The sequence below is a fragment of the Banduia mediterranea genome, from assembly GCF_031846245.1.
Taxonomy (GTDB): Bacteria; Pseudomonadota; Gammaproteobacteria; order Nevskiales; family Nevskiaceae; genus Banduia; species Banduia mediterranea.
On the sequence record NZ_JAVRIC010000006.1, the window covers coordinates 110,324 to 130,244 of the forward strand.

At 65.5% G+C, this 19,921-nt stretch carries 15 protein-coding genes, 1 tRNA gene and 1 pseudogene; 5 read left to right on the top strand and 12 right to left on the bottom strand.

The features are described from left to right. The first annotated feature begins 2 nt into the window (after positions 1–2). Positions 3–335 (top strand): hypothetical protein, encoded by a 333-nt coding sequence (locus tag RM530_RS06235; protein ID WP_311364358.1) that lies wholly within the window; start codon positions 3–5, stop codon positions 333–335. Here the strand turns inward: RM530_RS06235 and RM530_RS06240 are convergent. The 3 genes and pseudogenes from RM530_RS06240 to RM530_RS18655 all read right to left on the bottom strand — a co-directional run. Then, positions 309–815, bottom strand: a complete 507-nt coding sequence (locus RM530_RS06240) for a hypothetical protein (protein WP_311364359.1) — start codon at positions 813–815, stop codon at positions 309–311. The two genes, RM530_RS06235 and RM530_RS06240, sit on opposite strands and share 27 nt — an antisense overlap. Positions 816–925: 110 nt before the next feature. Continuing rightward, the gene (malQ, locus tag RM530_RS18650) at positions 926–2,476 is read right to left on the bottom strand and encodes a 4-alpha-glucanotransferase (protein WP_349256187.1); all 1,551 of its coding nucleotides are present in this window, start codon (positions 2,474–2,476) and stop codon (positions 926–928) included. Next, positions 2,462–4,162, bottom strand: a pseudogene (locus RM530_RS18655) (glycoside hydrolase family 57 protein); the annotation flags it as partial. The gene malQ and the pseudogene RM530_RS18655, both read right to left, overlap by 15 nt. A 117-nt stretch (positions 4,163–4,279) precedes the next feature. Here RM530_RS18655 and RM530_RS06250 point away from each other — a divergent pair. Together RM530_RS06250 and RM530_RS06255 are read left to right on the top strand one after the other, a co-directional pair. Next, complete coding sequence (locus RM530_RS06250) at positions 4,280–6,652, top strand: penicillin acylase family protein (RefSeq protein ID WP_311364361.1); 2,373 nt, start codon at positions 4,280–4,282, stop codon at positions 6,650–6,652. A gap of 4 nt (positions 6,653–6,656) precedes the next feature. Continuing rightward, entirely contained in the window at positions 6,657–6,905 is a 249-nt protein-coding gene (locus RM530_RS06255; RefSeq protein WP_311364362.1) for a DUF202 domain-containing protein, read from the top strand. A gap of 38 nt (positions 6,906–6,943) precedes the next feature. Here the strand turns inward: RM530_RS06255 and RM530_RS06260 are convergent, their stop codons facing one another. Beyond that, positions 6,944–7,576, bottom strand: a complete 633-nt coding sequence (locus tag RM530_RS06260) for a serine hydrolase domain-containing protein (protein ID WP_311364363.1) — start codon at positions 7,574–7,576, stop codon at positions 6,944–6,946. A gap of 453 nt (positions 7,577–8,029) precedes the next feature. On the opposite strand from RM530_RS06260, the gene RM530_RS06265 reads away from it, so the two are divergent. After that, positions 8,030–8,212, top strand: coding sequence for a hypothetical protein (locus tag RM530_RS06265; RefSeq protein ID WP_311364364.1), 183 nt, complete (start codon positions 8,030–8,032; stop codon positions 8,210–8,212). 3 nt (positions 8,213–8,215) lie between these two features. On the opposite strand, the gene RM530_RS06270 is transcribed toward RM530_RS06265, so the two are convergent. From RM530_RS06270 to RM530_RS06280, 3 genes are all read right to left on the bottom strand, one after another. After that, positions 8,216–10,189, bottom strand: a complete 1,974-nt coding sequence (locus RM530_RS06270; protein WP_311364365.1) for a transglutaminase TgpA family protein — start codon at positions 10,187–10,189, stop codon at positions 8,216–8,218. Then, positions 10,189–11,184, bottom strand: coding sequence for a DUF58 domain-containing protein (locus RM530_RS06275; RefSeq protein WP_311364366.1), 996 nt, complete (start codon positions 11,182–11,184; stop codon positions 10,189–10,191). Before RM530_RS06275 ends, RM530_RS06270 begins: the two co-directional genes overlap by 1 nt. 62 nt (positions 11,185–11,246) lie before the next feature. Then, entirely contained in the window at positions 11,247–12,155 is a 909-nt protein-coding gene (locus RM530_RS06280) for an AAA family ATPase (RefSeq protein ID WP_311364367.1), read from the bottom strand. Positions 12,156–12,275: 120 nt separating this feature from the next. On the opposite strand from RM530_RS06280, the gene RM530_RS06285 reads away from it, so the two are divergent. Next, positions 12,276–13,793 (top strand): DUF3336 domain-containing protein, encoded by a 1,518-nt coding sequence (locus RM530_RS06285; RefSeq protein ID WP_311364368.1) that lies wholly within the window; start codon positions 12,276–12,278, stop codon positions 13,791–13,793. Between the two features lie 279 nt (positions 13,794–14,072). On the opposite strand, the gene RM530_RS06290 is transcribed toward RM530_RS06285, so the two are convergent. The 5 genes from RM530_RS06290 to lolB form a co-directional block, all read right to left on the bottom strand. After that, the gene (locus RM530_RS06290; RefSeq protein WP_311364411.1) at positions 14,073–15,008 is read right to left on the bottom strand and encodes a ribose-phosphate diphosphokinase; all 936 of its coding nucleotides are present in this window, start codon (positions 15,006–15,008) and stop codon (positions 14,073–14,075) included. 173 nt (positions 15,009–15,181) lie between these two features. Further along, positions 15,182–15,256 (bottom strand) — tRNA-Gln (locus RM530_RS06295). A 116-nt stretch (positions 15,257–15,372) separates the two neighbouring features. Next, positions 15,373–18,195, bottom strand: coding sequence for an Ig-like domain-containing protein (locus RM530_RS06300; RefSeq protein WP_311364369.1), 2,823 nt, complete (start codon positions 18,193–18,195; stop codon positions 15,373–15,375). Positions 18,196–18,450: 255 nt separating this feature from the next. Next, the gene (gene ispE, locus RM530_RS06305; protein ID WP_432276079.1) at positions 18,451–19,317 is read right to left on the bottom strand and encodes a 4-(cytidine 5'-diphospho)-2-C-methyl-D-erythritol kinase; all 867 of its coding nucleotides are present in this window, start codon (positions 19,315–19,317) and stop codon (positions 18,451–18,453) included. After that, a complete protein-coding gene (gene lolB / locus RM530_RS06310; protein WP_311364371.1) occupies positions 19,299–19,916 on the bottom strand; it encodes a lipoprotein insertase outer membrane protein LolB in 618 nt (205 codons plus the stop codon). The genes ispE and lolB overlap by 19 nt, the downstream gene beginning before the upstream one ends. Positions 19,917–19,921 lie beyond the last annotated feature (5 nt).

The following is a 19,921-nucleotide window of genomic DNA, read 5'->3' on the forward strand; positions in this document are numbered from 1 at the left end:
TAATGAGCAACCGATACGCGGCTGACGGCGCACAAAGTTCAGCGGAACTGGACTCAGATGGTCGCGTGCTTGCCAACAAACTGCAGATAACCGATCCGGACGAAAGGGATGAGGTGGAATTGATTCTGCTTGAGCAACTCTATGAATCGGTAGTCGTCCACAAACTCCCACAGCGAGTCATCACTGTCGATCTTGTTGGCTGGTATCGTCAATGGCTTGGCAACGTTTACGAGTGGGCGGGAAATTTCCGCAGTCTCAATGCCAGCAAAGATGGATTCATGTTTGCGGCAGCGGCCCAGATACCGCCCTTACTGGCGGATGCTGGCGGAGTTTGAACGCGACACTGCCTGCTGTCTTGCACTCCGGTCGCTGGCGACGAGGCGACAATTGCCGAAGTGATCGCCGTGACTCACGCGGAGTTGATCCTCATCCACCCATTTTTCGAGGGAAACGGCCGCCTCGCGCGTGTTCTTGCTGACGTCCTGTCTGTACAGGCGGGCCAGGGGCCGCTGGACTACAGCACTTGGGGTGCCGACCAGTTTCAAGCTGCTGAACCTGTTCGATTTGGCGCGTAACTGCGCTTCGATGGCACCAATCGGTTTGCCGGTTTCAATCGCGGTGGAACTGGCTACTGCCCGCTGGATTGCAGCCTTACCTGGCACCTTGCGCGCCGCAATGCGGAACCTTGTCCACAGTCTGCTGCTTGTCTGCCTGCTGGCCAGCACGCTCTGCCGCGCCATGCCTGCGGCCGGCAATGGACAGGGATTCTGATCAAGACTACTGACGCGAACATAACCAATGCGGTGACCGTTCAAAATGCTGTTCGGAAATCTCCAACGCAAGAATAGCGGGTGGTCTGTCGCCTTTCCGACTCAGACCAAATTACAGAACGGATGGTGCTCTACCGCGTCCTGCATGGCGAGCCTCACTCCGGACCGGCCGCACCATCACCCAGGCGCCCATACCGCTGAATCAACTCCCGCAAACGCGCCCGCAAATCTCCCGGCAGCTGCGACCATTCGAATCGCCAGCTCCAATTGTTCTCCACTGTTCCCGGCGTATTCATACGCGCCTCGGCGCCCAAACCCAACAAGTCCTGCATCGGCACGATGGCGAGGGGAGCGGTGCTGGCCAGGGCGGTGTGGATCATCGGCCAGGGCATGGGTTCTTCGGGGTGCAGCAGGTAGAAGCGTGCGTAGTCCTGCGTGGCTGGGTCGAGTTCTTCCCACCAGGCGCAGGTGGTGTTGTTGTCGTGGGTGCCGGTGTACATCAGCAGCGGCCCGTGCGTGTTCTGCGGAAGATGAAGATTGTTCGGGTCGCCGTCGAAGGCGAATTGCAGGACGCGCATGCCGGGCAGATGGTGTCGGTCCCTTAGTTCGTAAACGTCCGGTGTGATTTCGCCGAGGTCTTCGGCGACCAGGTTCAGCGGGTACAGGCTGCGGTGCAGTTGCGTGAGCAGGGCGTCGCCCGGCGCCGGCACCCAGCGGCCACCGCGTGCGGTCTGCGAGCCGGCTTTCAGTTCCCAGTAGGCGGACAGGCCGCGGAAGTGGTCGATGCGCACGATGTCGAACAGGGACCATTGCGTACGCATGCGGCGGACCCACCAGGCGTAGCCCTCGCGTTCGTGGTTCGACCAGCGGTACAGGGGATTTCCCCAGATCTGTCCGTCTTCCGCGAAGTAGTCGGGCGGGACGCCGGCCACCAGTTCGGCCTGGCCGTGTGCGTCCACATGGAACAGTTCGCGGTGCGCCCAGACGTCTGCGCTGTGATGCGCCACGAACAAGGGCAGGTCGCCGAACAGGCGTACGTCGTGGCGTTGTGCGTAGTCGCGGATCTCGTGCCATTGCGTGAAGAACACGAATTGTTCGAAGGCGATGCGTTGCAGCTGCTCGTCCAGGCGGCCTTTCGCCTCTGACAGTGCCGAGGCTTCGCGGTCGCGCAGGGTTTGCGGCCATTCGATCCAGCTGCGGCCGCCGTGTTGCGCATTGAGGGCGGCGAACAGGCAGTAGTCGTCCAGCCAGTCGGCCTGGGCGTCACGGAAGGCGTCGAAACGCACGCGCCATTGCGCATCCGCTTTTTCCTGAAAACCATGCCAGGCGGCGACCAGGGCTTCGCGGCGCATGGTTTTGGCGTCGTCTGCCGTGGCCTCGTAGCCCGGCAGCCAGCCGTGATCGACCAGCCAGTCCAGGCTGATCAGCAAGGGGTTGCCGGCGTTGGCGGACAGGGACAGGTAGGGCGATCCGTCTTCATGCGTGGCGCCCAGCGGCAGCAACTGCCACACGTCGAAACCGGCTTCGGCGCAGAACTCGATGAAACGGTAGGCGCTGTGCGAGAAATCGCCGTTGCCGGGCGCATCCGGCAGCGAGCTGATGTGCAGCAGCACGCCGGCGCCGCGCGCGGCCATCAGCACCTTGGCCGGCGCGATCTGGTCCGGGGCAATCGGCGGCGGCTGGTCGTCGGCGCTGCCGGCTTTCATGGTGCCGCCGGCTGCGGCGGCGCCACCGCCCCGGCTCAGGGCTTGCTCCAGATTGGCTGGCGCAGGCAGGCCGAGAATGTCGTAGAGGCGCTCCAGTTGCTGGCGGTAGAGCCGGTCGAAGGAGGCGACGGCGCTGGCCGGGTTGTCGTCGCCGAACCACCAGAACCAGTCCGAGCCTTCGCAGACCGCGAGCTGGCGTTCGGCGCGGGCGAGGCTCGCTTCATCCAGTGCGTGCGACTTTTGATCGAAAGCCTGCTTGGCTTCGATCAGGCGTTCCCAGCCCCGATTCTTGTCGGCCGAGCCGATCCAGGTGGAGAAAGTGCCGTAGACCCAACTGCCGGCGACCAGGCGCGGCAGGCTGGCGCGTGGCGCGGCCTGCGCGACGATGTCCGAGAACGTCTGCATGCGCAGTTGCGGGTGATCTTCGAGCCGGGCGTACAGGGCGTCGAGAAAGTGGTAGCCGTTGTCCGGAAAGTATTCCCAGGCGTTCTCGCCATCCAGATAGATCGTGACCACACGTTCGGCGTCTCCGGCCGCACGCGCTTGCGCGGCGATCGATTCCAGATGGGCGACGAGGTCCGCTGCGGCATCGTCGGCATGCCAGTTCGAATATTTGAAACCGATCGCGTCGGACAGGCCGTCGTCGCGGAAGAAGCAGGCCAGGGTACGCCCGCCCACGGTGTAGGGACGGTGCGGGTCGTCGGCGCCGCTGTGGCCGAGTACGCCCTGGCCGGTGACGGTCCAGCTGAAGTCGAATTCCCCGAGCAGGTCCAGCGTGGCGTCGGAGACGCCGCCTTCGGAACACCACACGCCTTGCGGAATGAAGCCGAAGCGCTGCTTGAAGGCATCCAGCGCCTGCGCGAAATGCCAGCGGCTACGTTGCTGGCCGCCCGGATAGTGGGGCGGTGAGGGCAGCGGAGCCTGCGGCATCGCTTGCTGCGCGCTGCCGATGTCCAGCAGCAGCGGCACGATCGGGTGACCGTACGGTGTCAATGAGAGTTCGACACGGCCGGATTCGGCCAGCGCGCGATAGCGCGGCACCAGTCCGCCCATGCACTCGCCGTACAGGCGCAGCAGTTCGCGCCGCTGCGCCACGGTGTAAATGCGGTTCTGGGCGATCAGGGACTGAATGAAACGGTCCTGCCGTTTCTGTGCTTCGCCGGTCCAGGCCAGGTGATACCAGGTGGCGAGGTCGGTGAAGAACACCTCGGGCGTGGCGCGAAGTTCGTCGTCGTGATCGAGCAGGCGCAGGGCTTCGGCGGCGAGCCGGCGATAGACCGGATAACGGCCGATCAGCCGTTCGGGATGGGCGCGCAGGCAATGTTCGATGGCGCGCCGTCGGACATCGGCATCCGCCGGAATGGATGCCGCCAGCAGCAGGTCCAGGGTTTCGTCACCGATAGGCTGTCCGTCGTTCAAGCAGCGTTCGATGCGTTGTGCGTAATCCTCGATCTGTTCGAGCAGCAGCGGCACGAAGTTGACCACCGCGCGTGCCTGGGGATGCTGCTCAAGGTGCGCGGCCATGTCGGCGTAGTCCTTGATCGCGTGCAGGTAGGTCCAGGGCAGGCGGAATTCGCCGCTGGCAGGGTCGCGGTATTCAGGCTGGTGCATATGCCAGCCCAGTACGATGCGCAGGCGCGGGTCGGCGGTCGGGATGATCATGGGCTGATTGCGGGTTAGGGACAGGCCTGGTGATGCTGGGGCGCGGCGGAATATGAAGCAAGCTTGGGGCCGCCGCGCGGGTGGCGGCCGCGCCGGGCGCACGGCAGACTAGCGCCGCTTCCTACAGGGACGGGTTGGGACATGCTCAAGGCATTGCGCGGACTGCTGCTGCTCGGGCTGATATTGGTCGTTGTGGTGTTCGGGGCCGCCTGGCTGTTGTTGCGCGCCAGTCTGCCGAGGCTGGACGGCGAGCTTGTGGTGGACGGGCTGGATCACGAAGTGCGCGTGACGCGAGACGCCCAGGGCGTGCCCACGGTGACGGCGCGCGAGCGGCTCGATCTGGTGCGCGCCACCGGATTCCTGCATGCGCAGGAGCGCTTCTTTCAGATGGACCTGCAGCGCCGTGCGGCGGCTGGCGAGTTGTCCGAGCTGGTCGGCGCGGGCGCGGTTTCCCTGGACAAGCGGCGCCGCCTGCACCAGTTGCGCAGCCGGGCGGAACGCATCGTGGCCACGGCCACGCCGAACCAGCAGAGCGTGCTGTTCGCGTATACCCACGGCGTCAACGAAGGCCTGGACGCGATGCTGGCCAAGCCCTTCGAGTACTTCCTGCTGGGCGGCGAGCCGCAGCCCTGGCGCGCCGAGGACAGTCTGCTCGTGCTGTACGCAATGTTCCTTGACCTGAATGACGAGGACGGACGGCGTGAATCTGCGCTGGCCACGATGACCGAGACCTTGCCGCCCGAATTGCTGGCCTTCCTGCTGCCGCCGGGCAGTGAATGGGACGCTCCGCTGCTGGGCGAGGCGATGCCGCCGGCGCCGATACCCGGCGCGGAGGTCATCGACCTGCGGCAGCAGCCCTCGCACCTGGCGGCGGCGGAGCCGGCCATACCCGCGTTCGACGAATACGCGGTGGGCAGCAACAGCTTCGCCGTGGACGCGGCACACGGCAGTGCCGGTGCTGCGGTGGCCGGCGACATGCATCTGTCGCTGTCGGTCCCGAACATCTGGTACCGCATGCGTCTGGTGGTGGACGGTGCCGCGCAGGGGCTCGACGCGGTGGGAGTGACGCTGCCGGGGGTGCCGGCTCTGGTCGCCGGCAGTAATGGCCATGTCGCCTGGACCTTCACCAACAGCTACGGCGACTGGACCGATCTCGTCGCACTGGAGTTCGACCCGCAAGACCCGGAACGCTATCGCGGTCCGGACGGTTGGCGGAACCTCGAATACCAAACGGAAACCGTGCGCGTGCACAAGGAGGAGTCGCAGACTCTGGATATCGCACTGAGTATCTGGGGCCCGGTCGTTGAGCGCGCCGGACATCGCTATGCGGTGCATTGGCTCGCGCATGAAGCCGAGGCGATCAATCTGGACCTGATGCGCATGGAGCAGGCGCAGACCGTGGACGAGGCCATCGTCGTCGCCAACGGCGCCGGCATACCGCCGCAGAACGTGCTGATCGCGGACAGCACGGGACGCATCGCCTGGACCATCGCCGGACGGATTCCGCGCCGCAGCGGTTTCGATGGCAGCCATCCGGTGGCCTGGCTCGACGGCGTGGGTTGGGACGGCTGGTTGCCCAGCAGCGACTATCCGCGCGTCGTGGATCCTGAATCCGGACGCTTGTGGACGGCCAATTCGAGAACCGTCGACGGCGAGGCGCTGGCGGTGCTGGGTGATGGTGGCTATGCGTTCGGCGCGCGCGCGCGGCAGATACGCGATGATCTGATGGCGGCGGACCGTTTCACGCCCGAAGACCTGCTGGCGATTCAGTTGGATGATCGTGCGATCTGGCTGGCGGGCTGGCGCGAGCAACTGCTGGCACTGCTCGACGGGCCGGCGCTGGCCGGACAGCGGCTGCGCGCGGAAGCCCGGGACGCGCTCGAATCCTGGGGCGGACGCGCAGCGGTGGATTCGGTGGGCTATCGTGTGGTGCGCGCCTGGCACGACCGCGTCGATGCCGCGGTGATCGGCTGGCTCACGGCTCCGGCCCTTGAGCGAGACCCCGGATTCGAATGGAATGGATTCGCGCAGTCCGAGGCGGCGGTCTATGCCCTGCTGAGTCAGCGGCCGATGAATCTGCTCGATGCCGGCTATGCATCCTGGGAAGACTTTCTGCTGAAGATGCTGGATGAGTCGCTGACGGATATCGCTGCGGACAGCGGAACCCTGGTCGGTCACCCCTGGGGCGAGCGCAACCAGTTGCAGATGCAGCATCCGCTGAGCCGCTTCGTGCCGATGCTGTCCAAGTTACTGGACATGCCGGTGCAGGGCATGCCGGGCGATAGCTGGATGCCGCGCGTGCAGGGCCGGGATTTCGGCGCCTCGCAGCGCATGACGCTGGCGCCGGGACGCGAGAACCAGAGCCTGTTCCAGATGCCGGGCGGTCAGAGCGGGCATCCGCTGTCGCCGTACTACCGGACGGGTCATCAGGACTGGGTGGACGGAACGCCGGCGCCCCTGCAGCCCGCGGCGGAACAATGGTCCTTACGCCTGAGTCCGGTACAAGGCAGCTGAGCGCATGAGCGATACGCAGCTACGGGACGACATGGCGCTGGAGCGAACCCGCCTGGCCAACGAACGCACGGCACTGGCCTATATTCGCACCGCGCTGGCCTTGTTCGCGGCTGCTGCCGCGCTGCTGCATTTCTATCCGGACAGCGCGGCGCTGCATTTGGGTGTGGCCGCGCTGCTGATCGGCGGCGTCGTGGTTTCTGGCTTTGGTCTGTACCGGTACGTCACGGTGTCGCGCCGCCTGCGTCAGCCCTGATTGGGGGGAACAAGAGCCTTTGCGGCCGGATCTGGGCGTTAGGTGCGCGGGCAGTGCCTGCTAATCGCCCCCACCAGTTGCGCCAGCCGGGCCACACCGTCCACCGCCATGCTCTTGCCGGTGTTGAGCAAGGCCACCGAAATGTCCCGCGCCGGATCGGCCCAGCAGATGATGTTGATGAAGCCGAGATGGCCATAGGCTTCCGCGCAGTTCAGGCCATAGAGGCCCAGCAGGCGCTCGCCGGAAACCATACCTGCAGAGAAGCGCACCGGGAGCAGCAGCGAGCTGTCTAGTCGGAGATAGCCGATCGGTGCCACAGCGCGCGCGATCGTCTCCGGTTCCAGCACGCGGGTGCCGTTGAGTTCGCCGCCGTTGAGCAGCATCTGGAAGAACAGACAGGCATCGTCGGCGCTGGCGTAGATATTGCCGGCCGGGATCGTGGCCGATAGGAAACCTGGCTCGTTGGAAATCGTCGCAACATCTTCGAAGCGCACTCCGAGTATGCGTTTGGCGATATATCCGATCGGCGGCACCAGGCGCGGCCCGGTGAAGGCGTTTTCGGCCGCCAGAGCGTGCTGCTGCAAGGGCAGGCCGTAGCTCATGTGATTGAGGCCCAGCGGACGCGTGAAACGTTGCAGCAGGACCTCGCGCAGCGGCCGTGCTTCGCACAACGCCTGGATGGCCCGGTCCCAGTCGAACAGCAGTTCCGGATCGGCATGCTTAGACGGAATGCGCGGAATCCCGGCGTATCGGCTTCGAGCGGTGATTTGCGCACGCTGCCCTGGCGGCCCGGTGCATTGCCGTGTGCATTGCCGTGGGCATGGCCGATGGCGCGCCGCAGCACGACTCGGCCGCGGCGCCGGATCACCAGGGAAATGCCGGGGTGCAGTCCGGTTTGGTACAGGGTTTCGGTGGCGGACCAGATGACATCCACGTTGTCGCGGCGCATGCCCACATCCGCCGGATCGCATTCCAGCCTCGGATCGTAATGTGTGATCTCGGATTACGGTGACAGCATACAAAACGTCCGAATTGATTCGGGCGAGATTGGAAATCAGCAAACTCTCGCCGTAGCCCGCTTCGCTTGTCTCGGCCGGCGCATCGGGACGCGCTGCGCGATCTTCGTGGCGATCACGATCTGCGCTGCGGTCACCTTGTGGACCTGCTTCCTGCAGATCGGAGTCACCGCTGTCGTCAGCGCCAGCCCGCGCCTGTCGATTCTGAGCCTGCTGATCCTGTTCGCGGCCGGCGCCATATTGCCGGCGCGCGTTCCCGATCCCGATTCGGTGAGCGCTCCAGCGGTTTGAGGCTCAAGGCTGGAACCGACTGATGGCGAGACGCAGCGCCTTTTCGGTGGCGGCATCCTCGCCGTCGAGATAACGCAAAGACTGGTAGAGCGCCGCCATGCGGCCAACTGACGCGGCCAGTTCCGGGCGCTCCTTTGCGACACGGCGCGCGAAATCGCCGGCGCCTTCGTCGGGTCTCTGAACCAGTCCGATGCGCGCCAGACGTCGCTGCAGGCCGCGCCACAGACGCTGCGCGCGATCCTTCGCCGCAGGCGGGTGCAGGCGTCGCAAGGTGAACAGGCTGATGACGGCGAGGATGGTGACGACCATTCCCGTCAGCACCAGGATCATGCTGCGCAGGCTGTCCACGCCGAAGCGCGACAGAAGGGTACGCTGTAGCTCCGGACCATAACCCAGCACCAGGCCATTCCAGCTGGCATTGACCCAATCCCAGCGCGCTTCGATCCAGTAACGCAGGCGGGTGGTGCTGAACAGCGAACCCGGCATGCGCTCTCCGACGGCATCGAGTGCGCCTTCGACGCCAGTTTCGATGCGCGATGGGGCGACCGCCGCCGTCGGGTCGACCCTCACCCAGCCTTGCCCCTCCAACCAGACTTCGCTCCAGGCATGGGCGTCCGACTGACGGACTACCATGTAGCCGCCAATTTCGTTGATTTCGCCGCCGAGATAGCCGGTGACCACGCGAGCCGGAATGCCGGTCGCGCGCATCAGTGCGGTGAAGCTGCTCGCGTAGTGCTCGCAGAACCCACGCTTTGTCGAGAACAGGAAGTCGTCGACGCTGTCGCGCCCCAGTCGGGGCGGATTCAATGTGTAGAAGTATTCCTGCTCGCGAAACCGGTTCAGCACCTGATCGACGATCTGGCGATCGGACAGGCCGCGTGTGCGAAGCCGCAACGCGTAGTCCCGGGTCTTCGGGTTGGCGTCGCGCGGCAGGCGCAGGCTGAGGCGCCGCACCAGGTCCGGAAGCTCGGGCTGCAAGCGATAGTTCGGGTATGAGCGCAGGCGGTAGGCGCGACGCCCGGAGACCGGTTTGGTGGCGATCAATTGGTAGTCCGGCCCCAGCCGGCTGGTGGCCGGCAGCGCCGACGGTACCGGCATCTCCAGGGCCATGAGCCAGGGGCGCGCCTGTGGTTCGAGCGTGACCAGATAATCCACCGGATCGCCGGACCACTCCAGCGGCGGATGCTCGTGTTCGTTGCCGCGGTAACCCGGTTCCCAGCGATAGCCGTCGAAGCTCCAGAAGCTCGGTCCGCGCCAGTAGCGCTGTGCCGGCGGCGGTGGCGCACCGTCGAAACTGACGCGGAATGCGACTTCGTGTGATTCGATCAGCGAGGAAATGTCGCCGGGCGACAGTGAGTCGGACAGACCGGTGCGGCCGGCCCCGCTGTCCGAAGGCAGGCCCCAGAGTGGTCCCGGAATGCGCGGAAACAGTACAAACAGCACCAGCATCAGCGGCAGCGCCAAGGCGATGACGCGGGCGCCCAGACCGAGACTGGTCCGCCAGGGCAGGGCGGCGCCCGGGTGATTGGCATCACCCAGCACCGCCGTGATCGCCACCGCGCAGCCCAGCATGTAGGGCAGCGTCCACAATTCCTGTGAATACAGGAAATGAGTGAGCAGCACGAAATACAGGAGGAACACCACGACCGTGACGTCGCGTCGCGAGCGCATCTCGGTCAGCTTCAGGCTCAGCATCAGCACGAACAATGCGGTGCCCGCGGTCTGGCTGTTGACCCGACCGTAGCTCGCCCAGATCCCGGCGAACGCGGCGAAGCTCAGCACGAACCGCACCCAGCGTGGGGGCAGTGCCCACTGGCGGAACGTCGCCGTGGCACGCCACACGAGCAGCAGCAGCGACACCAGGCCGGCCCACAGCGGCAGGTGCGGGGCATGCGGTGCGATCACCAGAAACATCACCGCCAGCAGACGCAGGAGCGCGTTGCGACTCAGGTAGTCGTCGGCCGCAACCGCGGCCATCACGCCGCCCCGAACAGGGCCAGTGCCTGCAGGCAACGCTGGCGGTGTGCGGGCCCGCGATCCGGAGCCAGCCGCAGGCCCGGAAGGTGCAGACCATAGGTCGCCGAACCGTTATCGGCGTCGAGCACCCAGCGCGTCAGCTGCGAAAGTCGTGCCTCGGTATCCAGGGCGCCGAGCGCGTCCCAGTCCAGCCACAGTTGCTCGTCGCTGCTGTCCGCGAACTGTTTGACCATCGGGTTGGCGAGCTTGGGCAGGCTCTTCCAATGAACCATGCGCGCGGTGTCGCCGCGCTGATAGGGCCGCAGGCCGGCGAACTCCTCCTGGCCGCTGCGCGTGCTGGTGCCGTGTCCGCCGCGGCCGTGTCCGGCTGGCATCGGAAGGCCCGGCGGGGCGGGCTGAGGATAAACCAGGCTGCGCATTTCCAGTTCCACCCAGGTCCAGGCATGGAAAAGACCCAGAGGAAACTCGGTGGACACCGCAAAGATCCCGGCCGGGATCCACCCGCGTGCAGGCGCGGACTTTCGCAATTCGGCACGCGTTTCCGTCTGTTGCGGTACATCGAAGGTGTCGCCGCTCGGCTCCGCGTGCGGCCAGCTCAGGGTCACGGCGCAGCGCGCGCTGGGCGCGCGATTGCTCAGCAATACGGGGAAGTGCGCTGTCTCGCCGGCGAACACAGGCTCCAATTCACCGACGCGCAGGCGCAGATTCACCAGATTGGCGTGCGTCAGGTGCATGGCCACCAGACCGACCCCGGACAGCAGAAAGGTCAGCAGAAAGCCGAGACTGTTGGAGTAGTTCATCGAACCGAGCAGCATCGCCAGCAACAGCACGGCGAACACATAGCCGTAGCGCGAGGGCACGATGTAGACGCGGCGCCGCGAGATCACCACCGGCCCGGCCTCGCGGCGCACGCGTGCGAGCACCCAGGCATCGATGCGCGTCTGAACGGAACGCAAGGGATGCAACAGGATCTTGCCGATCAACCAGATTCGCATACGCTATTTCGCCTCACGCCTCACGCCTCACGCCTCACGCCTCACGCCTCACGCCTCACGCCTCACGGAATCGCGACTTCGGCGAGCAATTGCGCGGCGCTCGGTGCCGCGACGCCACTGGTCTTGGCCACCAGGCGGTGCTCGACCACGGCCGCGAATACCGCCTGCACGTCTTCCGGTACCACGCCATTGCGCCCGTCGAGCAGCGCCCAGGCCTGCGCCGCGCGGCGCAGCGCCAGCCCGCCGCGCGGCGATAGGCCGTGACGCAGGCCGCCGTGTTCGCGCGTGTGCTGCACCAGCGCGAGCAGATAGTCGACCAGGGCCGGGCTGGTCCGGACTTCTCGAACGCGTGCCTGCAGCTTGAGCAGGCTCTCGGTGTCGAGCACGGCGCGGATGTCGTCGACCAGATCGCGGCGCTCGCCGCCGGCCAGCAGCTCGCGTTCCGCTGCCTGCGGCGGGTAGCCCAGCGAAATCCGCATCAGGAAGCGGTCAAGCTGTGATTCGGGCAGGGGAAATGTACCGATCTGAAACAGCGGGTTCTGGGTGGCAACCACGAAGAACGGTGAAGGCAGGGCGCGGGTTTCACCCTCGACGGTCACCTGGCGCTCCTCCATCGCTTCCAGCAAGGCCGACTGGGTCTTGGGGCTGGCCCGATTGACTTCGTCGGCCAGCACCAGTTGCGAGAAGATCGGACCCGGATGGAAGCGGAATGTGCCTTGTTGCGGCTCGAAGATCGAGACACCGAGGATGTCGGCCGGCAACAGGTCGCTGGTGAACTGCAAGCGTTGGAACTGCAGGCCCAGGGTCTGCGCCAGGCTGAGCGCCAAGGTGGTCTTGCCGACACCCGGAATGTCTTCCACCAGCAGATGGCCGCGTGCCAGGAAGCAGGCCAGGGCGAGACGGATCTGTCCGGGCTTGCCGAGCATGATGCTGCCGATGGCGTCCAGCGCCGGTTTCAGTTCAGGGTGCATTTAACGCATTTGATCGGATTTGGGGCTGAGTTTACCTGTCGAACGGCTTGCGTCTGTGCTTGTGGCCGTTGCTGCGCATGCGTCAACATACCGGTCGTTCAAATATTTCGGAGTTGCCGCATGGATCGAATTTCGCGGGAATGCGAGCAAGCCATGCGTCATGCGCTGGACTATCGCACCTGGCGCGATGCCGCAGCCGAGCTCGACCGGCGCGAGGGCCGCGACGAGTGGAAGGAAGACGAGACCTCGCAGGACTATGACTGGCGCCTGGTGCGTAGCCGGCTCAAGCACTTGCGCCAGATGCGTGGTGATCGCGATGTGCGCCAACTGGTTCACCACCTGCGTCAGGGCCTGCACTGGAATCTGGCCAACATCGGCAATCCGCGCCTGTACTCGTATTCGCGGGTCGGCACCAAGCATCTGATTCATGACTACGTGGCCGAGGTCACCGGCGTTCTCGAATACCTGGCCGACAATGAATTCGAGGATTTCCCGTATCACGAGAAGCTGAAATTCTTTCATGAGGTGGCCTTGTCCTACGGCCGTTCCGCTCTACTGCTGTCGGGCGGGGCGACCCTGGGGCTGTTCCACGTCGGCGTGGTCAAGGCGCTGTATCTGGAGGATGCGATGCCGCTGGTGCTGAGCGGCTCCAGTGCGGGTTCCGTGGTGGCGGCGGCGGTGGGTACGCGCAAACCGACCGAGGTCGAAGAGCTGCTGGATCCGGAGACCTCGTACTACCGGTTCTGGCGCGCCCTTGGTTTGGCGCAGATGCTCAAGCGTCGCACCGTCATGGACCCCGTGCAGATTCGCCGGGCGATCAACAAGAACGTGCGCGATCTCACCTTCGAAGAGGCTTTTGAAGTGTCGGGGCGTGCGATCAACATCACGGTATCGCCGGCCGGCAGCAACCAGCCGCCGCGCCTGCTCAACTATCTGACCTTCCCGTATCTGTTCGTGCGCGAGGCGGTACAGGCCTCCTGTTCGGTGCCCTTGCTGTTCCCGCCGGTGATGCTGATGAGCAGGGACGAGCACGGCGAACACCAGCCGTTCATGCCCTTGCTGAAGTGGAATGACGGTTCGCTCAAATCCGATCTGCCGGTGCTGCGTCTTCGGCGCCTGCACAACGTCAACCACTTCATCGTCAGCCAGACCAATCCGCACGTGCTGCCGTTTCTCGGCAAACAGGATCCGAGCGAGCGCCTTGGTGTGGTCGGCGGCGTGCGCGAATATGCGTTCTCCAGCGCACTGGCGCAGGCGCGCGGACTGGTCAACCTCGCTCGCGCGGTGACGCCGGTGCCGGGCATCCAGCGCAAGCTGGAAGGTTTGTCCTCGATCCTCGATCAGGACTATCGCGGCAACGTCACGATCGTTCCGCAGCAAAGCCTGTGGCGGTACATGAAGGTCACGGCCAATCCGCGGATCGACGACGTCAAGCGGTTCATCCTGGAAGGCGAACGCGCCACCTGGTCACGGATGTCCCAGGTGAGAAACCAGATCCTGATCAGCCAGGCTCTGGACCGTTGCCTGCAGCGTCTGGAAGCGCGCCTGAGCGATCCGCAACGGGTTTCCCGCATGCCGCCGCCAGCGCCCAAACGCGACGGCGAGGGAAATCTGCGGATCGTGCGGTCGAAGCCGTGAATCGAACGGCGTTTTCTCGCGCCAAGACGCGAAGACGCTAACAGCCATGCCGCGAGCGGCACCCCGCAGAATGAATCGCCTGCGGCATGGCCGTTGCCCTCACCCACCGCTCGCAGTCGCGAGCGGTGCTCCCTCTCCCGCAGGCGGGCGAGGGTAGCTCGGCATCACGCCGCGCGTGATTCACGTCAAGTTGAAGGCTATCAAGCAAAACGACTTCTTTGGCTTTTCTTTTTCGCCTTGGCGTCTTGGCGCGAAACCAGGCGTTTTCCGGCCTCAGCCTCAGTCGACGTAGAGGGAAGAAACCGATTCTTCCGCGCTGACCCGGCGGATGGTTTCGGCAAGCAGGCCGGCGATGCGCAGCTGCCGGATCTTCGGGCAGCTGGCGGCCGAGGGTGTCAGCGGAATGGTATCGGTCACCACCAGTTCGTCGAGTTGCGAGTTGGTGATGTTGTGCACGGCCGGCCCTGACAGCACGGCATGTGTCACGTAGGCGACCACGCGAATCGCACCCGCAGCCTTGAGCGCGCCAGCGGCCTGACCGAGCGTGCCGGCGGTATCGACCAGATCGTCGATCAATATGCAGGACTTGCCGCGCACATCCCCGATGATGTTCATCACCTTGGCTTCGTTGGGGCGCGGGCGGCGCTTGTCGATGATCGCCAGATCGGCATCGTCGAGGCGCTTGGCCAGTGCGCGCGCGCGCACTACGCCGCCGACATCCGGCGACACCACGATCAGGTTCTCGTATTTCTGGCGCCAGATGTCGCCAAGCAGCACCGGACTGGCGTAGACATTGTCGACCGGAACGTCGAAAAAGCCCTGAATCTGGTCGGCATGCAGATCGACCGTCAATACGCGGTCGGCGCCACATTCACCGATCATGTCGGCCACCACCTTGGCCGAGATCGGCACGCGCGAGGACCGTGTGCGCCGGTCCTGACGGGCGTAGCCGAAGTAGGGAATCACCGCGGTGACGCGGCCGGCCGAAGCGCGCTTGAGCGCATCGATCATCAACAGCAGTTCCATGATGCTGTCGTTGGTCGGTGTACAGGTCGGCTGGATGATGAAGACATCCTTGCCGCGCACGTTCTCCAGAATCTCGACATAGACCTCGCCATCCGAAAAGCGGCTTACGGTGGCGTTGCCGAGCGGCGTCTTCAGATAGTTGGCGATGTCCTGCGCCAGGACCGGATTGGCATTGCCGCCGAACAGCATCAGTTGACCGTCGGTCACTTCCGGATCGGCGAGGCGCGGATTGCCCGTGGACGACAGCGACTGCGAGTTGACATGGGAAAGTGCGTTTCCCGTGGCACTCGCTATGACTTTTTGACGGCTCATGGATCAGGGGCCTTGTCGGATGCCGGAAACATCGACCACGGTGCTGGAAATGGCTGGGGCGGATGGATTCGAACCATCGCATGACGGGATCAAAACCCGTTGCCTTACCGCTTGGCTACGCCCCAGTAGCGGGTGCGCATTATCCGTGCTCGTGCCGTCCTGCGCCACCCCGAAATGAACGAAGGGCGCCGCGCGGCGCCCTTCGGATTTCACCAACCGACGGCGGGCCGTCGGATCGCCGCTACGGCGCCGACGGTATGGCCGCGGTTGCACAGGCGGCGTTGATCTGAACGCTCGACAAGACCGTGGCCAGGCCGGCGTGGAAAGTCAGCCGCAGCGAGTCGTAGGGCATCGTCGTCGGAATCGTCGCCAGCGCCGCGTCGCTGTCGACGTTGTCGGTGAGCTGGGCGCCGAGCAGGTCCAGCCGCAGCGGAAGGGTGTCGCCGCTGCTTTCCTGCACGATGCCGTTGAGCAGCGTGGAGACTTCGACCTGGGAACCGATTTCCGCCGTCAGCAGCACACCGGCCGGGCGGCTGATGAGGAAGCCGGCGTCGTCGCCGCCCTCGAACGGCAGTTCGTAGGCGTTGTCCGCTTGCAGCGACACCGTCACCGAGGCTTCGCCCTGCAGCAGCGCCACCGGGACCGACATGGTGGAGTAGGTGTCGAGCGGTTCATCGACGATATTGTCGGTGTTGGACACGCTGCACAGCAGGCACACGCCGCCGGTGTCGTTGGTAACGACGGCGCCCTTCGCGGCGATCAGCTGCGTGGTGCAGGCCTGGGCATCGGTGATGACGGTGAGCGTGGCGCTGGCGTCGCGCATCGACACTTCCGGCGCGGCATCCATCTTCAGCGTGCCGGTGATGGTGGTCGTGCCGACCGCCACGCCGGTGGCGAAACCTTCGGCGTTGATGGTGGCGACCGCCGGGTCGGCGCTGCTCCAGTCGATCAGCGAGTCGTCGATGGGGCCTTCGCTGCCGTCACTGAAGCGGCCGATCAGCACGAACTCCGAGCGGCTGCCTTCGAGCACCGATTTGGTGTCCGGTTCGACCCCGATCACTGCCTCGAGATCGAACACCGGCGGCGGCAGTTCGGTGGCGCCGCAGGCCTGGTACACATCGATGCTGCTCAATGCCGTGGCCAGACCGGAATTGAACGTGAGGCGAATCGCGTTGTACGGCTTGGTGGCGGTGAAGGACAGCAGGCTGGCTTCGTCGCCGATCAGGTTCTGACCCAGCAGGTCCAGCCGCAGCGGCGTGGTATCGCCGGTGGACTCCTGTTCGGTGCTGTTGAGCAGCGTGCTGACCTGGATCTGCGACAGCAGTTCCAAGGTCAGCAGCTGTCCGTTGGGGTGGCCGACGATGAAGCCCGGCTGGGTTCCGGCGGCGAACGGCACCGCGTACGGCGGCGAGGAGCCGGCGGCCGTGGTGATGGAGCCGCCTGCGCCGAGCAGGCCGACCGGAATGGTGATCGACGCGGCGTCGGTCTGGTCGTCGTTGATGAGGTTTTCCTCGTCGTCGACCGAGCACAGCAGGCAGCCGACCGTGACATCGGAACCGACCTGGGCGCCCTCGCTGGCCAGCAGCGGAATCGAGCAGACGGCGTTGGCGATCACCAGTTGCGCGGTGGCCTCGCACATGGCGCCGGCGTCGCAGTCGGTGAGGATCGCGGTAATCGTGACTTCGCCCTCGGCGATGCCGGTGGCGACGCCGTTGTCGTCGATGGTGGCCAGCGTGACATTGCTGCTGGACCATTCGATCTTGCTGTCGTCGATCGTCGCCTCGTTGCCGTTGTTGAAGCTGCCGATGGCCTTGAACTCGGTCGAGGTTCCCGGCACCACGCGGCCCACCGGCGGTTCCACGCGAACCAGATCGGTCAGCACCGGCGTGCTGACGGTGACGCTGGCGCTGCCGCTGATGTCGCCGCTGCTGGCGGTGATGGCGGTGCTGCCTTCGGCCACGGCGGTGGCCGTGGTGGTGGCACCGCTTGCGGGGTCGACGGTGACCACGGCCGTGTCCTCGGAACTCCAGCTCACGGGGTCGGCGATCAGGCGCGGCAGCGGGTCGTCGCTGTAGACGCCCATCGCGGTGAAATCCTGTTCACCGCCGACCGGGATGTCGGCACTGTCGGGTTCGACCACGATTTGATCCAGTACCGGCGCCGTCACGGACAGCATGGCGGTGCCGACGACGTCGCCGTTGGTGGCACGGATTTCGGTCGAACCCTGGGTCACGGTATGGGCAACGCCGTTGTCCTCGTCGATGGTGGCGACCATTTCGTTCTGGCTGCTCCACTGCACGTCGACCGGGCCGGTGTTGGTGGTGCCGGCTTCGGTCATGAAGGTGCCGGTGGCGGTGAATTCGACGTTGCGGCCCAGAGGCGCGCTCGCCATTTCCGGCGTGACCGCGATCGAGGTCAGGACCGGGATGCCGTTGACCGTCAAGGTCACCGAGGCGCTGATGCCGCCGCTGGTGGCGGTGATCGATGTGGAGCCCTCACCGACGCCGGTGGCGACGCCGCTGTTGGCGTCGACGGTGGCCACGGCCGGGTCGCCGCCGGCCCAGGTCACGTCCACGTCGTCTTCGTACGGTTCGCTGTCCGGGTTGTCCGGGTTGTCCTGGAAGGTGCCGGTGGCGGTGAAGCTGACCGTGTCGCCGATCGTGATCGTCGGGTCGGTGGGCGTGATGGTGATACTGCTCAGAGTCGGTGGCGACACGGTGACCGTGGCGGTGGCGGTGATACCGCCCTTTTTCGCGGTCACGGTGACGCTGCCGTCGTCGACGGCGGTCAGCGTGCCTTCCCCGTCGATGGTCGCGATCGATTCGTCGCTGACGCTCCAGTTCGCGGATACCGTTTCGGTGGTGCTGTCGGGAGTGCTGTCCGGCTGGGTGGTGAACGTCCCGGTCGCCGTGAAAGTCTGGGTTTCACCAATGCGGACCGTCGCTACGGGCGGGTCGACGCTGAGGCCGGTGAGTTTGGGTGTGAAATCCGGGCTGCTGACACCGCCGCCGCAACCGGCAAGAAAAGCCGCGCACAGCACGACCGTCGTCCAGAATCCCCTCATAGCCAGCTCCCTTTTGGTCCAACCAAAATCCTATTTCCGGTCTTTGTCGAAATCAGGATCGCCGGTGACACACTAGCTGATCTGCTGATTGCAACGGCGCGAGTCTAGCCAAGACCGTCCATCTCCGCCAGCGGAAATTGGCGAATTCTCATCGATTTATGTAACGAAGTGCAGACAGTTCCGAGACGCGGGCGGGTTTCTCAAACTGAACAATTCCCCGCCAGCGCCTTCGTCGGCGCAATGCGCAGTGAGTGCTTATTGCACCAAATCGAGCAGCGGCGAGTGGGCCAGCCCCGGCGTGACCATGCACAGGCCGGGGCCGGACCATCGCGAACGCAGAGTTTCGGCGGCCTCGAAAGTCGAGAATTCCGCAAACACGCTGGCGCCGGTGCCGGAGAGGCGGGGCGCGGCACCGAGCCCTTGGAACTGGCGGAAAGTCTCCTCGACCGGGGGGAACAGGCGCCGCGTCACCGGTTCACAGACGTTAGTGCAGCGGCCGGCCTTGAAGTCGGCGAAATCCACCACTGGATGGTCGCGGCGCAGAGACGCGTCGTTGAATACGGTGCCGGTATTCACGCTGCACTCGGGGCAGGCGATGACGTACCAGCTCGACGGCAGCGCCACCGGCTGCAGGATTTCGCCGACGCCCTCGGCCCAGGCATTGTGGCCACGGACGAACACCGGCACGTCGGCACCGAGTTGCAGGCCGATCGCCGCCAGCCGGTCCACCGACAGCCCCAGTTTCCATAACAGGTTGAGGGCGACCAGGGTGGTGGCGGCGTCGCTGGAGCCGCCGCCAAGGCCGGCGCCGAAAGGCAGGCGTTTGTCGATGGCGATATCGGCGCCGAGGCGGCAGCCGCTGGCGGCCTGCAGGGCGCGGGCCGCGCGCAGGCTCAGGTCGGAGGCCTCCGCGATATCGGGCAGCGGCGTGGTACGGCGGATGCGATCGTCGTCGCGGACTCGCAGGTGCAGGCGGTCGCCCCAGTCGACGAGCCGGAACAGCGTCTGCAGCTGGTGATAGCCGTCGGCGCGGCGACCGGTGACATGCAGAAACAGATTGAGCTTGGCCGGTGCCGGCCAGGCACTGAATCCCAGGCGCGAGCTCAAGTGCCGGGCTCCCATTGATCCACGAGCACGCGCACCGAGAGTTCGCCCTGAGTCAGGCTGAGGCGCCGCGGCAGGTCGAAAACCGGCGCCAGCGCCGGCGCGGTGCGGTATTCCTCGTAGTTCACGGTCCAGCCGGCCTGAGTCAGATTGCGCAGGCGCGCCTGCGCATCGAATTGAGTCTGCGCCGGCGCATTCGGCGCCGGCAGGCCGAGTATCCACCAACGCAGCTTGTCGACCGGCAGCGTCCAGCCGAGCTGACTACGCAGCGTGGCTTCGGGATCGCGGGTGACCAGGGTCTGGTCCTTGTGCCGGATCGTGGCCTGTTCCTGAGTCCCCTCGATCAATACCGCGCCGGCGCCGAACGGGCCGGAGAGTCGCAGCGAATAGTCGGCGTCACGTTGATTCCACAGCAGGTTCGCGCTTCCGGACACCGGGCCGCGCGCCGAGACGCGGCCTTCGAGCCCGAAGCTGGCGATCGCGCCGAGCGCCTGCTGGCGCGCCTGCCAGTCGGCCGGCGCCTCGCTTTGCGCAGGCCCGCCCAGCGTTGCGCAACCACTGATCAGCAGTGCGACGCCGAGAGCCAGGGCCTCGATCCAGCGGGCCGCGTGGCGCATGCGGA

Bases quoted from the DNA above. Each gene is read 5' to 3' on its own strand.
- ispE (WP_432276079.1), bottom strand. From the start codon at position 19,317: ATGGGAGCCCGGCACTTGAGCTCGCGCCTGGGATTCAGTGCCTGGCCG.
- RM530_RS06235 (WP_311364358.1), top strand. From the start codon at position 3: ATGAGCAACCGATACGCGGCTGACGGCGCACAAAGTTCAGCGGAACTG.
- lolB (WP_311364371.1), bottom strand. From the start codon at position 19,916: ATGCGCCACGCGGCCCGCTGGATCGAGGCCCTGGCTCTCGGCGTCGCA.
- RM530_RS06255 (WP_311364362.1), top strand. From the start codon at position 6,657: ATGAGCGATACGCAGCTACGGGACGACATGGCGCTGGAGCGAACCCGC.
- RM530_RS06275 (WP_311364366.1), bottom strand. From the start codon at position 11,184: ATGCGAATCTGGTTGATCGGCAAGATCCTGTTGCATCCCTTGCGTTCC.
- malQ (WP_349256187.1), bottom strand. From the start codon at position 2,476: ATGAAAGCCGGCAGCGCCGACGACCAGCCGCCGCCGATTGCCCCGGAC.
- RM530_RS06280 (WP_311364367.1), bottom strand. From the start codon at position 12,155: ATGCACCCTGAACTGAAACCGGCGCTGGACGCCATCGGCAGCATCATG.
- RM530_RS06290 (WP_311364411.1), bottom strand. From the start codon at position 15,008: ATGCTGTTCGGCGGCAATGCCAATCCGGTCCTGGCGCAGGACATCGCC.
- RM530_RS06270 (WP_311364365.1), bottom strand. From the start codon at position 10,189: ATGGCCGCGGTTGCGGCCGACGACTACCTGAGTCGCAACGCGCTCCTG.
- RM530_RS06300 (WP_311364369.1), bottom strand. From the start codon at position 18,195: ATGAGGGGATTCTGGACGACGGTCGTGCTGTGCGCGGCTTTTCTTGCC.
- RM530_RS06285 (WP_311364368.1), top strand. From the start codon at position 12,276: ATGGATCGAATTTCGCGGGAATGCGAGCAAGCCATGCGTCATGCGCTG.
- RM530_RS06250 (WP_311364361.1), top strand. From the start codon at position 4,280: ATGCTCAAGGCATTGCGCGGACTGCTGCTGCTCGGGCTGATATTGGTC.